This window comes from Streptomyces sp. NPDC013187, from assembly GCF_042899705.1.
GTDB lineage: Bacteria > Actinomycetota > Actinomycetes > Streptomycetales > Streptomycetaceae > Streptomyces > Streptomyces hawaiiensis_A.
On record NZ_JBIBAF010000010.1, the window covers coordinates 276,663 to 289,169 of the forward strand.

The window sequence follows — 12,507 nt, forward strand, 5'->3', positions numbered from 1 at the left end:
GCCGGAGCCGTTCGGCGGCGGTCCAGCTGCGCCAGACGTCACCCGGCTCTCTGGGCGGAGATCCTCGTATTCCGCACGTTCTTGTCCTCGCCGCCGCTCGCCAGGTGCCGGCCGTCCGGGTAGAACGCCACGACGTTGACCGAGCGTTTGTGCTTGATGTGCAGCACCGGTTCGCCTGCGGCCGCGCGCCACACGTGTACCGCGCCGTCCTCGCTGCCCGTGGCGATCAGAGCGCCGTCAGGGCTGAATGCCACCGCGCGCAGACCGCTCCGGTGCTCGACGTGGAAGAGGGGCTCCCAGGTCCTGGTGTCCCGTATCTGGGCGGTCCGGTCCTCGCTGCACGTGGCGATCCGTCGCCCGTCAGGAGAGAAGGCGACGCCGAGGACGTAGCTCTCGTGCGGGAACTGCGCCCGCTGTTCGCCGGTCGCCGTGTCCCAGACGTACGCGTGCCGGTCCTCGCTGGCGGTCAGCAGCAGTTTCCCGTCCGGGCTGAATCTGACGTCCCTGACCGCCCGGCCGTGCCGCAGGGTCAGCAGCCTGTTGCCCGTACGGAGATCCCAGAGGCAGGCCAGCGCATCGGAGCCGCCTGTGGCCAGACGGCGAGTCCTGGCGTCGAAGTCGACGGCGTTCACGAAGTGCCGGTGCACCAGTTCCAGGGAGACCTGACCGGTCGCGAGGTCCCACACCCGTGCCAGGTTGTCGGAACTGCCGACGGCCAGCAGGCCGCCGTCGGGGCTGAAGCAGACGGCATTCGCCATCGTGCTCCACCCCGGGAGCCGGCGCTCCCACTCCGCCTGCCCGGTGGTCGCGTCCCACAAGCGCACAAGTCGGCGGGCGCCCGTGGCGAGCAGTCGCCCGCGGGGGTGCACGGCCATGCTCACGACCCAATGGTCCGTGTCGATCATCGGCAGGACCGGAATATCGGTGACCTTTCCCGGGCCGGAGCCGGTGTCGCCCGACTCTCCGTCCGGCCCTTGGTCCGGCCCCGTGTCCCTGCCGTCCTTCCTGTGCCCGGGCGGAGGATCTGTCCGATCGGGCGCCGGGGGAGGCTGGGGTGTAGGCGCAGTGAGGTCGAAGAGCCGGGCGTCGCCGGCGCGCTGGTACAGCACCGGTGTGAAGCACTCCAGACTGTCGTCCTTGTGGACCCGCAACGCGATACGGCCGGTGCGTACCGCCTCGTCGACCGGGCGATTGGCCGCGAGGGCCTGGTAGAACGCGCGGGAGAACAGCACGGCCGCCGTGTCGGTCACGGCGAACTGCATGGCCACGACTGCCGGGACCGTGTGCTCCAGCTGGGCCGCGGTACTGGAGAACAGGTCTTGAGCGTTGGAGGTTCCCGTCTGGCAACTGTTGAGTACGACCAGGCGTGGGCGCGGCTGGCCGACGCTGAGGAGAGAACCGAGTGCTTCCGCGTGCAGCGGGTCCTCCCGTCCTCTCTCGTCGGCGAAAATGATCGTGCCCTGACGCCGATGCTCGTCGAACCTCCCATGACCGATGAAATGCAGAACATGGCATCCGCCGCGGAGCAGAGCACTGTACAGGTCGCTTTTCGTGTTTCCCGGAACCCAGCCGAGCTGCACCATCCCCTCGTCGATGAGTGGATTCAACGCGGTGTGCAGGTTCTCTCTCTCGGTTTCGGTGTCCAAGCTCGCCAGAGAACCGGGGAGAGCTATCATTCCGAGCACTCGAAGCGGTGGCGACACGCGAAGCGGTGCGACCGGTTTCAGGATGTCGACGTAGCGCACGATGGGGTGATTGAGGCACAGGTAGCCGCCGAGCTTCGAGTCGTGAAGAAGCTCCCACGGGAGGGCGGCAAGTTCTGGTGCCCGCACCCGGAGAACGATACGCAGCGCATGGTCCTGCTCTTCCGCTTTCTGCTTGCTGGAGATGTAAAGCCCTTTGATGGAGTCCCGGAAGACTGAATCGAACAACGCATCACCGATTTGCAGAACCGGGTCCTCGAGTTCACTGCCGGCTCCCCGGGAGCGTACGGACGATCCCAGAACCGCGGCTTGCAGCGCGGGCATTCTGCTCAGCAGATCGTCGGTGCTCAGACTGATGACTTCCCGGTCCTCGCCGGCTGATGAGGAAACCTCGATCTCGTATCCACCGGGTGCCTCGCTCATCTGAACCACGAAGTCGAACTCCTCAGGCATGACAGCCTTCTCTTCAGTGGCATGAGATCACCGCTATTCTGCGGTTTGTGTGGGCGTCTCGGGTGTTGAGTTTCCGGACCCTGCGGGTGTGGTGTCATCGATCCAGTCAGAAAATCCGGAGACATCCCCTGGCTCACCGTGGTTGGCCTCCACGACGATGTTGTATCGCCGGTCCGTGTAGGTCATCCAAAGGCTGCCGTCGCTACTGACCTCGCATGCTACGTCGCCCAGCTCGGAAGATTCGTCATTAGTAGTATAGACATACTTGCCGCCCGCCTGGAAGTCCTCCACACTGCTGCACTCGGAATCGGTAAGCGTTTCCAGGGAGACCTGCTTCATCCAAAAAGCCTGCATGGAGTTGACATCCGGGAACAGCGAATAATAGACGGTTTGCATGCCGTCGTCCGAGGTGCAAATCGCCTCGACTGCTCCCTTGGGTGCTTCACTGTGTTCCTCGCACGTCAACAGGTCCGTCAGCCTGCTGGGTATGTGCTCTTCGAGGTCGGCGTAGGAGGGGCCCTTCTTCTCGTTCGGCATCATCAACAGCCAGCCTCCGCCGACGAGCATCACCACACCGAGGGCGGCTATGACCATGCGGGGCCATTTGTGCATTCTGGGTATGGTCATCAGGCGCCGGGAGATTCCGCTGCCGATCAGCGCAAGCGCCAGAAGAAGGATGCCGATAAGGACGAGTAGGATTTCGATCGCGAGTGGCATGGTTCCACTCCTCGGTGACTTGCCCCCCGACGTCACGCTCCCACCGACCCTGCTCCGACCACATGCCGCAAGGCCGACAAATGGGAGAATGGTCAACTAAGTGGCTAGCCATGGCATTTCGTGCTATTACGACTCTATGACCCTTGCAGAGTTCGTGCTACAGGACGGCGGTACGGTGCTGGTCAGGGTTTCTGACGAGCAAGCGGAAAGCCCTGTTGTCACCCGCGGAGCCTCGGCATCCGCCGTGATGGCGCGGGCCGAGGGAACATTCGAGTCGGCGATGGGCGTCGTCCGTGCGGTGACCCGAAGCGTGGCCACGCAGGTGGAGGAATTCGTGCACAGACCAGATGTGCTCGTGGTGGAGTTCGGCGTCGAGCTGAGCGCCCAGGCGGGTGCTCTCGTCTCGGCGGCCGGCGCCTCCGCCCAGTTGAAGGTGAGCCTGACGTGGAACGCCTCCTGAGCGAGTCCGCCCCGTGATCGGCTGAGGGGGCGAACTGCCCTGTTCCTGCCCGGGTTTCTGCCTCACTCCTCCTCTCCGTTCAACATGGACAGCAGCACTTGAGGGCACGGGACGGGCAGCCGGAGCGGACACCTGACTCCTGGCCACCACCTGAGCGCCGCGCCGCGCTCACCTGGTCACCCCCGTCAGAGCCAGGAACTCGCCGCGGGAGCGGGCGTCGGAGCGCAGGAGGCCGAGAAGGGTGGAGGTCAGGGTGTCGGAGCCGGTGGCCTGCACACCGCGCAGCGTCATGCAGGAGTGCTCGGCCTCGATGACCACGCCGACGCCCTTGGGCTCCAGGTGGACCTGCAGCCAGTCGGCGACCTGCTTGGTCAGGCGCTCCTGGACCTGGGGGCGGCAGGCGAAGTGCTCGACGACGCGGGCCAGCTTGGACAGGCCCAGGATGCGGGCGCCGGGCAGGTAGCCGACGTGCGCGGTGCCGACCACCGGCAGCAGGTGGTGCTCGCAGACGGTGCGGACCGGGATGCGCCGGGCGAGGACGAGTTCGTCGTAGCCCTCGTCGTTGGGGAACGTGGTCAGGTCGAAGGGACGTGGGCTGAAGAGTTCGGCGTATGCGCGGGCCATCCGGCCGGGTGTGCCGCGCAGACTTTCCGACGCCGTGGAGATGCCCAGGGCCTCCAGGAACCGGCTTGCCGCGACCTCGGCGGCGGCCAGGTCGATCCCGTCGGGTTCGTGGACCACCCGCAGGGCGGGCCGTACGGGTGCCGTCGCTTCTGCTTCGTGGCGCTCCGTCCGGACGGAGGCCGACGCGGAGTGCTCCGTCATGTCGGCCGCCTCCGACACCGAGTGCGGTGAGAGCGGGATCATGGTGACCTCCAAAAGTTTCACCAATAAGTTTTTCCTTTATTCCGCGTCGGCGTCAAGGTGCGCAGACCACCACGCCCGAACAGCTCTCGCTCCCACACGTGTGGGAGTTACCGTGGTCGTGTGGCTTCCGACCCGCCCGCGCAGGCCGATCCGGCCGACAGCGCCATCGACTCCGTCAGCGTCCTGAGCGAGGACTCACGCCGACGCATGTTCGCCTTCATCAGGCGGGCCCGGCACCCCGTCACCCGTGACGAGGCCGCCGCCAGCGTCGGCATCTCCCGCAAACTCGCCGCCTTCCACCTCGACAAGCTGGTCGACGCCGGCCTGCTGCGCGCCCGCTACGAAGCGCCGGGCGGGACCCGCAAGGTCGGCAGACAGCCGAAGGTGTACGAGCCCACCTGCGCCCAGATCACCGTGAACATCCCCGACCGGCGGCACGAGCTGCTGGCCGGCCTGCTCCTGGACGCCGTCCTGACCGAGCACGCCGGCGAAACCGCCACGCAGGCCGCGATGCGCGCCGCGCGGCAGCGCGGCCGGCAGGTGGGCGAGGCCGCACGGCACGAGACCCGCCCGGGTCGGCTCGGCCCCGAGCGGGGGCTGACCACGTGCGAGCGCCTGCTGGACCAGTACGGCTACGAGCCCGTGCGGGAAACCCCGACCCGGATCCGGCTGCGCAACTGCCCCTTCCATCCGCTGTCCGCCAGGGCTCCGGATCTGGTGTGCGGCATGAACCAGGCGTTCCTCAGCGGCTACCTCGAGGGTCTCGAGGTCAACGGGGTCCGCGCGGCACTGGCTCCGGAACCCGGGGAGTGCTGCGTCCGGCTCGGTTCCGGCGACGACGAGTCCGCCGAGGAGGCACCCCCGGGCCACTGAGGATCAGAGGAGACGCCCCCGGGCCACTGAGGATCAAGGGAGCGCATCGCGGTCCGCTCGTCCGGCGGGCAGCGTGAGCGAGCCGCCGGAGGGTCACCCGCGGTTGCCGCGGGCCATGCGCCGGGTTACCACGTGATCCTCGGCATCTACGTGGCCGGCGGCGTCAGCGGAGCGCACATCAACCCGGCGGTCACGCTGGCCTTCGCCGTCCGCCGCAGGTTCCCGTGGGTCAAGGTCGTGCCCTACTGGGTGTCCCAGGTGCTCGGCGCCTGGCGGGAGCCGCCCTGGTCTACGCCGTGTACCACGACGCCATCAACGCCTTTGACGACGCCTTCAAGTGGCCGAAGACGAACGGGAAGACCCTCGCCTCGTTCTCGATCTTCGCGACGTTCCCGGCGCCATACTTCGGCGGTGGCGTCTGGGGCCCGCTGTTCGACCAGATCGTCGGCACCGCCTTCCTGGTCATGCTGGTCGTGGCGACCATCGACCTGCGCAACACGGCCGTGAAGGCGAATCTCGGCCCGCTGGTGATCGGCTTCGTCGTGGCGGCCATCGGCATGTCCTACGGGGCGAACGCGGGATACGCCATCAACCCGGCCCGCGACTTCGGCCCGCGCCTGTTCACCTGGATGGCGGGATGGGACGGACTGGCGTTTCCCGGCAGCCTGGCCGGGGCGTTCAGCGACTACTGGTGGATCCCGATCGTCGGGCCACTCATCGGTGGTGTCATCGGCGTACTGGTGTACGACCTGTTCATCGGCGACGTGCTGCACGCCCGCGCGCAGCAGGGCGAGGCACCGGAGCCCGGGCGGACGCGCCCCACCACGTTCGACGAGGAGTGAGCGCGCATCGACCGCGGCCGGGACTGCGGCCGATGCTAGATTCCTCGGGGCGTCCGTGAGAGGCGCGGATCGCCTGCCGTACAGGTGAACCGGCCCAGGGCAGGCCCGTATCGGATGGTGGCACGATCCCATGACTGACCCGGAGGAGTTCCCCGGCGCGGCCGGCACTCCCCTTCCGCGGATCCTCGGCAACACCGAGTCGCTCGCCGCGGCCGAACCGGAGGCGACCGGCGCCCTGTGGCGGCTGGCCGAGCCCGGTCGGCAACTGGACGCCAACCTCGTCCGCGTCCCGCCGCGGGCGGTCATCGACGCCCACGCCGAGCCCGATCTCGACGTCCTGCTGCTCGTCGTCTCGGGAGACGGCACGCTGGGCTCCGCGGCCGGGCAGCACCGGGTGGAGCCCGGCAGCCTGGTCTGGCTGCCGCACGGCAGCGTTCGCAGCGTGACCGCGGGCGTGGGCGGCCTGTCGTACGTGACCGTGCACCGCCGCCGCCCCGGTATGCAGATCCGGAGCGGGCCCCGGGCGTGACAGCCGTACCCGGCGCGAGATGCGCGGCCGGGTCGGCGGCATGGCATCAGCGGAGCTCGGGACGAGAACCAGCGCCCTTCATACAGAAGGTGCCTTCCGTACGGGCCGACGGAACCCCTGAACAAGGGTCATCGCCGCACCGCATTCTCATTGATTTCGCCCCGCATCCGGCCTCGCCCCCGACCGGAGCGGTGAGGCCAGGGTGTGTCTCGCAGATCAGCGCGGTGGCGAGCCACCGTCCGATCCACGAGACAAACCTCGGGGCGCTCAGACCCTGCTCAGCTTGGCGATCCGCAGCCCGTGCTCGGCGGCCCGCTCGTGCCCCGTCTTCATCGACTCCTCGGCCAGCCCTCGCAGATGCGCCATCTCCGGGTTCCAGAACGCGTGGGTCAGCTCCGCCTCGGCGATCTGCAGGTCGAGGCCGAAGACGTCAGCGAGGATCCTGCGCAGGTAGGGCGTGGCGTAGTCCCAGCCTTCCTTGGGGGAGCCGGGCCCGTAACCGCCGCCACGGCTCAGCGTCAGGAGCGCCGGCTTGCCCTTGAGCGGCTGGTCACCGTGTATCCCCACCCGGGGGTGCTTCAGGATCAGGTCGATCCACGTCTTGACCTGCTCCGGGACGTTCCAGTTGTACATGGGCACCGCGAACAGGAACGCGTCGGCCTCGAGCAGTTCCGCGCCGAGACGGTCGAGGAGCTGGTGCGCCTCGGCCGGGGCCGGTGCGGCCGGGTTGACGACTTCGTGGGCGAGCGCGGTCCACGCGTCCCCGGGCAGCGGCTGGACCCCGAGGTCGCGCCGGGTCACGACGGCGCCGGGATGCTCGGCGAGCCACGCCTGCTCGGCGGTGTCGGCGAGGGCGCGGCTCACCGAGCCTTCGGTACGGATGCTCGCGTCGAGACGGAACAGATTCACGGTGCGGTACCTCCACATAGTTCTGCGGCAACGCAGATAGTATGTGTCACAGAACATCTGACCGCAAGAACAGTGAGCCGGCTCTCGTTGAAGGGGTCTGAGCGGGAAGGAAACAAGATCAGCGATTCCGCTGGGGCCCCCGGCGCGCCCTCGCGCGTTCTGCCACTCGCGCAGCCGGGGTTCGCGCCGAGCCCGCCCCGATCAGGGACGATCGATCCCGCGGAGACCAGGCTCCATGGGCGAAAATGCTCTGCCAGCAAGACCATCTGTCGTGCTACCGAGAGTGTTACGGTGACGGGATGTCCCCTGAACCCCGTGGCCGAGCCGGAAAAAGCGCCGAGTGTCTTACCTTGGACAACGACCTGGTGTGGGCCATTCGCATCATCTCGGGGGCGCTTCGGCGCGCTGCAGCCGAGTCCGCGGAGACGCTGCCCGGAGGAGCGCGCGCCTACTTGGTGCTCATGGCATTGGCCGCGACCGAGGACAAACCCCCCACGCAACTCGAACTGGCCGGCCAGGTCGGTCTCGACCGGACGGTGATGACCTACCTTCTCGACGACCTGGAGGGGATGGGTCTGCTGTCGCGACGCCCGAATCCGCAGGACCGGCGGGCTCGCCACGTGATCCTGTCGGACGAAGGCCGATCGCAGTTGCAGCGCGTGCGAACTGAGGTCGCGGCCGCTGAAGCACGGCTGCTTGCGGAGCTGAGCGAAGAACAACGGGTCCAGTTGCGAGACCTCTTGGCCCAGGTCGCGCTCACCGCTCAGCGGGGCGCCTCCGAAGACTGAGGCGCCGCTCCTCCCCCAGGACGACTGCCCACGAGTCGAGTTGCTCGCCGAGTGCGTGAGGATCAGGTCATCGCCGCTCCGGCGCCGGCGGTCGGGGGGGGGGACCGATGGCTGACGTGGGCCGGCCGCTCTCGCCACTGGCGCGCCTGCCGGTGTGCTCCAGCACACCCCGTCGATGACACGCCATCACGGTGTCGCCGGTGTTTCGGGGACACGGAGCGGCGGGAGTGGTCGGCTCCCGCGCCGGATCTGACGAACTGTCGCCGGCGGTAGTTTGGAGAGATCCCGTACGTGTCTCCCCGCGGGACACACATCCCTTCGGAAAGAGGCAGTCTCATGCGAGGAACGGTGAGCCGGATCCTGGTGACCGGGTCCGCGGAGGGCCTCGGGCGGGCCACGGCGGAGGCGTTGCTGGCCGCCGGGCACGACGTGGTGGTGCACGCCCGCAATCCGGAGCGGGCGAAGGTACTGGACGAGCTGGCCGACCGCGGAGCACACGTCGTGGTGGGCGACTTCGCCGAGCGTGACGCCGTACGGCGGGTCGCCGACGAACTGAACGCCTCGCCGCCGCTCGACGCCGTCGTCCACAACGCCGGGGTGTGGAGCGGACCCGCGGTCATGCCGGTCAACATCGTCGCGCCCTATCTGCTGACCGCCCTGCTGCGCGGGCCGCGACGGCTGGTGTACCTGAGCAGCGGCTCGCATCTCGGCGGACGCCCGTCGGCACTGGACGCGGCCGACTGGCGGGGCGAGAGCGCGGGGTCGTACGCCGACAGCAAGCTGTTCGTGACGGCGCTGGCGGCCGCGGTGGCCCGGCTGCGCCCCGGGGCGCCGAGCAACGCCGTGGATCCCGGCTGGGTGCCGACGAGGATGGGCGGGCCGAGCGCGCCGGACGACCTCGAGCTCGGCCACCGGACGCAGGAGTGGCTGGCGTCGAGCGACGACCCGGAGGCCCTGACCACCGGCGGGTACTGGTACCACGGCCGGCGGTCGCAGCCGCATGACGCGGTCCACGACGAGGCGTTCCAGGACCGTCTCGTGCAGGCCCTGGCCGAGGAGACGGGTACCGCGCTCTGAGCGCGGGCCCACCTCGACCGGGCCCGCACCGAGCGTGCCCGTTCGCGGCCGCCCGCTCCGGGGACGGTCGGGCAGCCGAAGCGGCAGGGAACCGGGCTTGCACCGCCGGATGTGGGTTACCGGCCGCTGGCGGCGGCTCGGGGCATGCGCGGCCGGACCTACACCATCGGCGTGATGCTGCCCGACATCCGCAACCCGTTCTTCCCGGAGATCCTCGACGGCATCACCGGTGCCTCGAGGACATCGATACCAGGCCCATGGGGGCGGGCCGGGAGATCGGCCGCAACGCCGCGCGTCTGCTGCTGGAGCGGATCGCGGACCGCGGCAAGCCGTCGGTACAGGTCAAACCGTCCCCCACGCTGGTGGAACGGCGTACCACGGCCCGGCTGGGAGCGTAGCCGCGCAGGACCTCACATGGGCGGGGCCGGACGGGGCACCCGTGTGTACGTTCACCAGCGACGGAAGCCTTTCCCGCACGATGTGCGCCGTACGCTCGGTGCCGACTGTGCGAGCCGAACGGGGAGTCGAGTGATGAGCGCCGAAGACACGGACAAGCTGCTGGACGGACTGACCGTGGACACCAGCCGACGGGAGCAGCCGATCGTGCTGGACGGTGACGGACGCCCCATCCGGACCTGGCGTGAGAACTATCCGTACGACCGGAAAGTGGGCCGCAAGGAGTACGAGCGGACCAAGCGCATCCTGCAGATAGAACTGCTCAAGCTCCAGCGCTGGGTCAAGGACACCGGCGCACGCCTGGTCGTCGTCTGCGAGGGGCGGGACGCGGCGGGCAAGGGCGGCACGATCCAGCGGCTCACCGAGCGGCTCAACCCGCGTGGCGCACGCGTCGTCGCCCTGGACAAACCCACCGAACGCGAGGTGGGCCAGTGGTACTTCCAGAGGTACATCGCGCATCTGCCGACGGCCGGGGAGATCGTCTTCCTCGACCGCTCCTGGTACAACCGGGCCGGCGTGGAGCGCGTGATGGGCTACTGCTCCAAGGACGAGTACGAGTTGTTCCTCGACCAGTGCCCGGCCTTCGAGCGGATGCTGGTGGACGACGGGATCCTGCTGGTGAAGTTCTGGTTCTCGGTGTCGCGCTCCGAGCAGCGCACGCGCTTCGCGATCCGGCAGGTGGATCCGGTGCGCCAGTGGAAGCTCTCCCCCACCGACCTGGCCTCGCTGGACCTCTGGGACGACTACACCGAGGCGAAGGTGGACATGTTCCGCGCCACGGACACCGCGCACGCCCCCTGGACCGTCGTCAAGAGCAACGACAAGCGGCGCGCCCGGCTGGAGACCATGCGCAGTCTGCTGTCGCGCGTCGACTACGCGAGCAAGGACCGCGAGGCGGTGGGCACACCCGATCCCCTCATCGTGGGCGCCGCCGACACTCTGCTCGAGCCGGGTGAGGAGGACACCACGCTGTCGCCCACCCCGCTGTCCCCGGGCTCCGACGGGCCCGGCAAGCACCCCGAGACCGGCTGACGCAGTCGGGCCCCTCCCTTTCACGGAAGGTGAGGGGCCCTTGTCCGCCTCATGACCGGGCGGAGGCGCGCGTTTCCGTACGGTGGTCGTAGTACGCCCAGACGGTGACGGCCACCACGGCGGCGAGCCCGACCGTCAGGACCCGCACGGCCCCACTCGTCAGGTAGGCGACCAGCCCCGTGAGCGCCGCACCGCACAGCATGATCACGCGGCTGACGAAGCGGTTCTCGGGCGGCTGGGGGTCCTCCCGGTCCTTGAGGTCGTGCAGGGCGTCATGGGCCGGACGGGCGGAACCGCGCCGGGCACGGGCGCGGTACTGCAGCCCGTAGCTGATGACTGCGTACAGCGCGAGGGCGCCCAGGACCCAGAGCCAGACGTAGGGGTCGTCACTCGACCCTCGTGCCAGGTACACGACACTTCTCCTTCGGAAGCAGGCCTCGTCGGTGAGCGCAACTCAACCTGCGCTGCGGCCTTCCGGGTCGGCCGGACGGAAACACGCGGTCACCGTCTTGCCGTGCCGCTGGCACCTCATCGCCCACTCGTCGGCGAGCTTGCGCACGATCGCCACTCCACGGCCGGAGGCCTCACTCGGCTCCGGTTCGCGCTGGCGCGGCAGCGTCGGGTCCTCGTCGTGGACGCTCACATGAAGGCAGTCGCCGTCCCACGTGAGGACCAAATGCGCGTCGCTGTGCGCGTGGATGTGCGCGTTGGTGATCAGCTCGGACACCGCCAGCACCACCGCGTCCACCGTGTCCGGCTCGGCAGTGGCCCAAGGCAGGGTCTGGAGGCGTTCTCGCGTCCACTCCCTCCCTGCCCGCACTCCTTGGGACATTCGGAACGAGTGCGCCCACCCCATCGCCTTTACCGCCACTGCCCCCGGTCCCCTCTCCTCCGTCCAAGCACTGGCTCGTGCTGGAACCGAGTACCCGGTCCTCGCGCCGACAGGCATCGGAACGCGTCATCGGGCATCGGCTCGGCGAAGTGGCGGATGCGGGACGCCCGGACGCAGGGGCCGGCCCGCAGAGACAGGCGGCCGACGTCGACGACTGGGACGCCTGCGCCGACATCACCGTCGCGCTGCTGCGCGCCGAGGCGGGCCGCTACCGGCACGAACGGGGGCTGTGTGAGCTCACGGGCGAACTGTGCACGGTCAGCGGCGGGTTCCGCACCCGCCGGGTGTCGGCCCACGAGGCCCACTCCATGACCTTCTGCACGGCCCAGCCGGGCACCGCGTACGAGGACCGGCTGGAGCTCCTCGCCAGTCGGCGAGCAGGACCCGCCCCGATGCGGATGGTGGGCGGGCCCTGCTCGTGCGCACCATTGTCGGGACCGTGTGACGGACGGACCACGCGTGAGATCATCCGATGTGCGCGCGGCGCGCACACCCCGCGCGCACGGCGCACATCCCGCGCACCCGGCACCACCCCAGGGCGCCGCTTGGTCGGGGCTCACGCTGCCCCGCGCCACCTCACGCCGCCCGGTGCCGCAGCACTCCAGACGATGCCGCATCGCGCCGCCCGGTCGTCACAGTCCGCTCCTCCCACGTCACATGGCACGGCCCGGCACGGGTAGGCGGTGCGCATGACCCACGGCGAGACGGACGAAGAAACGGACCTGCGCGCGAGAGGGCGCGTCGGCCGCGAGCGGGCCGAAGCGGACGGACGGCCCGCGGTGGCGGGCAGCCACGGCACGACGAACGGCACGCCCCGGGTCGGCCGGGGAGGTGAAGGGCCGTAGACACGTACGTCACCGGCGCCCGCAGCCCCGTGCGACCCCGGGTAGCACCCGTCGGCCTGCGACG

Annotated in this window: 14 protein-coding genes and 1 pseudogene; 9 read left to right on the forward strand and 6 right to left on the reverse strand. The window is 69.2% G+C overall.

Going from position 1 to position 12,507, the window contains the following annotated elements:
- Positions 1 to 38: 38 nt before the first annotated feature.
- Positions 39 to 2,156, reverse strand: a complete 2,118-nt coding sequence (locus ACFY5B_RS23065) for a CHAT domain-containing protein (protein ID WP_389972037.1) — start codon at positions 2,154 to 2,156, stop codon at positions 39 to 41.
- A gap of 33 nt (positions 2,157 to 2,189) precedes the next feature.
- On the reverse strand, positions 2,190 to 2,873 hold the full coding sequence (locus ACFY5B_RS23070; protein WP_389972039.1) for a hypothetical protein: 684 nt from the start codon (positions 2,871 to 2,873) through the stop codon (positions 2,190 to 2,192).
- A 136-nt stretch (positions 2,874 to 3,009) separates the two neighbouring features.
- Here ACFY5B_RS23070 and ACFY5B_RS23075 point away from each other — a divergent pair, with 136 nt between their 5' ends.
- Positions 3,010 to 3,333, forward strand: a complete 324-nt coding sequence (locus ACFY5B_RS23075; RefSeq protein ID WP_344456004.1) for a CU044_2847 family protein — start codon at positions 3,010 to 3,012, stop codon at positions 3,331 to 3,333.
- 168 nt (positions 3,334 to 3,501) lie between these two features.
- Here ACFY5B_RS23075 and folE read toward each other — a convergent pair whose 3' ends face one another.
- Positions 3,502 to 4,221 carry a GTP cyclohydrolase I gene (gene folE / locus ACFY5B_RS23080; RefSeq protein ID WP_389972041.1) on the reverse strand — a complete coding sequence of 240 codons (720 nt, stop codon included), beginning with the start codon at positions 4,219 to 4,221 and terminating at the stop codon, positions 3,502 to 3,504.
- A gap of 99 nt (positions 4,222 to 4,320) precedes the next feature.
- Here folE and ACFY5B_RS23085 point away from each other — a divergent pair, with 99 nt between their 5' ends.
- The 3 genes and pseudogenes from ACFY5B_RS23085 to ACFY5B_RS23095 all read left to right on the forward strand — a co-directional run bounded on the left by ACFY5B_RS23085 (position 4,321) and on the right by ACFY5B_RS23095 (position 6,444).
- Positions 4,321 to 5,073 carry a helix-turn-helix transcriptional regulator gene (locus tag ACFY5B_RS23085; protein ID WP_389972043.1) on the forward strand — a complete coding sequence of 251 codons (753 nt, stop codon included), beginning with the start codon at positions 4,321 to 4,323 and terminating at the stop codon, positions 5,071 to 5,073.
- Positions 5,074 to 5,118: 45 nt separating this feature from the next.
- A pseudogene (locus ACFY5B_RS23090) lies at positions 5,119 to 5,915 on the forward strand (MIP/aquaporin family protein).
- Positions 5,916 to 6,045: 130 nt separating this feature from the next.
- Entirely contained in the window at positions 6,046 to 6,444 is a 399-nt protein-coding gene (locus ACFY5B_RS23095; protein ID WP_389972045.1) for a cupin domain-containing protein, read from the forward strand.
- A gap of 267 nt (positions 6,445 to 6,711) precedes the next feature.
- On the opposite strand, the gene ACFY5B_RS23100 is transcribed toward ACFY5B_RS23095, so the two are convergent.
- Positions 6,712 to 7,353, reverse strand: a complete 642-nt coding sequence (locus ACFY5B_RS23100; protein WP_389972047.1) for an FMN-dependent NADH-azoreductase — start codon at positions 7,351 to 7,353, stop codon at positions 6,712 to 6,714.
- Between the two features lie 350 nt (positions 7,354 to 7,703).
- Between ACFY5B_RS23100 and ACFY5B_RS23105 the strand changes: the two genes are divergently transcribed.
- The 4 genes from ACFY5B_RS23105 to ppk2 all read left to right on the forward strand — a co-directional run bounded on the left by ACFY5B_RS23105 (position 7,704) and on the right by ppk2 (position 10,706).
- Complete coding sequence (locus ACFY5B_RS23105) at positions 7,704 to 8,141, forward strand: MarR family winged helix-turn-helix transcriptional regulator (RefSeq protein ID WP_389972049.1); 438 nt, start codon at positions 7,704 to 7,706, stop codon at positions 8,139 to 8,141.
- A 348-nt stretch (positions 8,142 to 8,489) separates the two neighbouring features.
- Entirely contained in the window at positions 8,490 to 9,218 is a 729-nt protein-coding gene (locus ACFY5B_RS23110) for an SDR family NAD(P)-dependent oxidoreductase (RefSeq protein ID WP_389972205.1), read from the forward strand.
- Between the two features lie 257 nt (positions 9,219 to 9,475).
- Positions 9,476 to 9,616, forward strand: a complete 141-nt coding sequence (locus ACFY5B_RS23115; protein WP_389972051.1) for a substrate-binding domain-containing protein — start codon at positions 9,476 to 9,478, stop codon at positions 9,614 to 9,616.
- A 133-nt stretch (positions 9,617 to 9,749) separates the two neighbouring features.
- Positions 9,750 to 10,706 (forward strand): polyphosphate kinase 2, encoded by a 957-nt coding sequence (gene ppk2 / locus ACFY5B_RS23120; RefSeq protein WP_389972053.1) that lies wholly within the window; start codon positions 9,750 to 9,752, stop codon positions 10,704 to 10,706.
- A gap of 49 nt (positions 10,707 to 10,755) precedes the next feature.
- Here ppk2 and ACFY5B_RS23125 read toward each other — a convergent pair whose 3' ends face one another.
- Positions 10,756 to 11,118: a hypothetical protein gene (locus ACFY5B_RS23125; protein WP_389972055.1), complete on the reverse strand. Its 363-nt coding sequence runs from the start codon at positions 11,116 to 11,118 to the stop codon at positions 10,756 to 10,758.
- A gap of 42 nt (positions 11,119 to 11,160) precedes the next feature.
- A complete protein-coding gene (locus ACFY5B_RS23130) occupies positions 11,161 to 11,577 on the reverse strand; it encodes an ATP-binding protein (RefSeq protein ID WP_389972057.1) in 417 nt (138 codons plus the stop codon).
- A gap of 110 nt (positions 11,578 to 11,687) precedes the next feature.
- Between ACFY5B_RS23130 and ACFY5B_RS23135 the strand changes: the two genes are divergently transcribed.
- Positions 11,688 to 12,278 (forward strand): hypothetical protein, encoded by a 591-nt coding sequence (locus tag ACFY5B_RS23135; protein ID WP_389972059.1) that lies wholly within the window; start codon positions 11,688 to 11,690, stop codon positions 12,276 to 12,278.
- Positions 12,279 to 12,507: the final 229 nt, after the last annotated feature.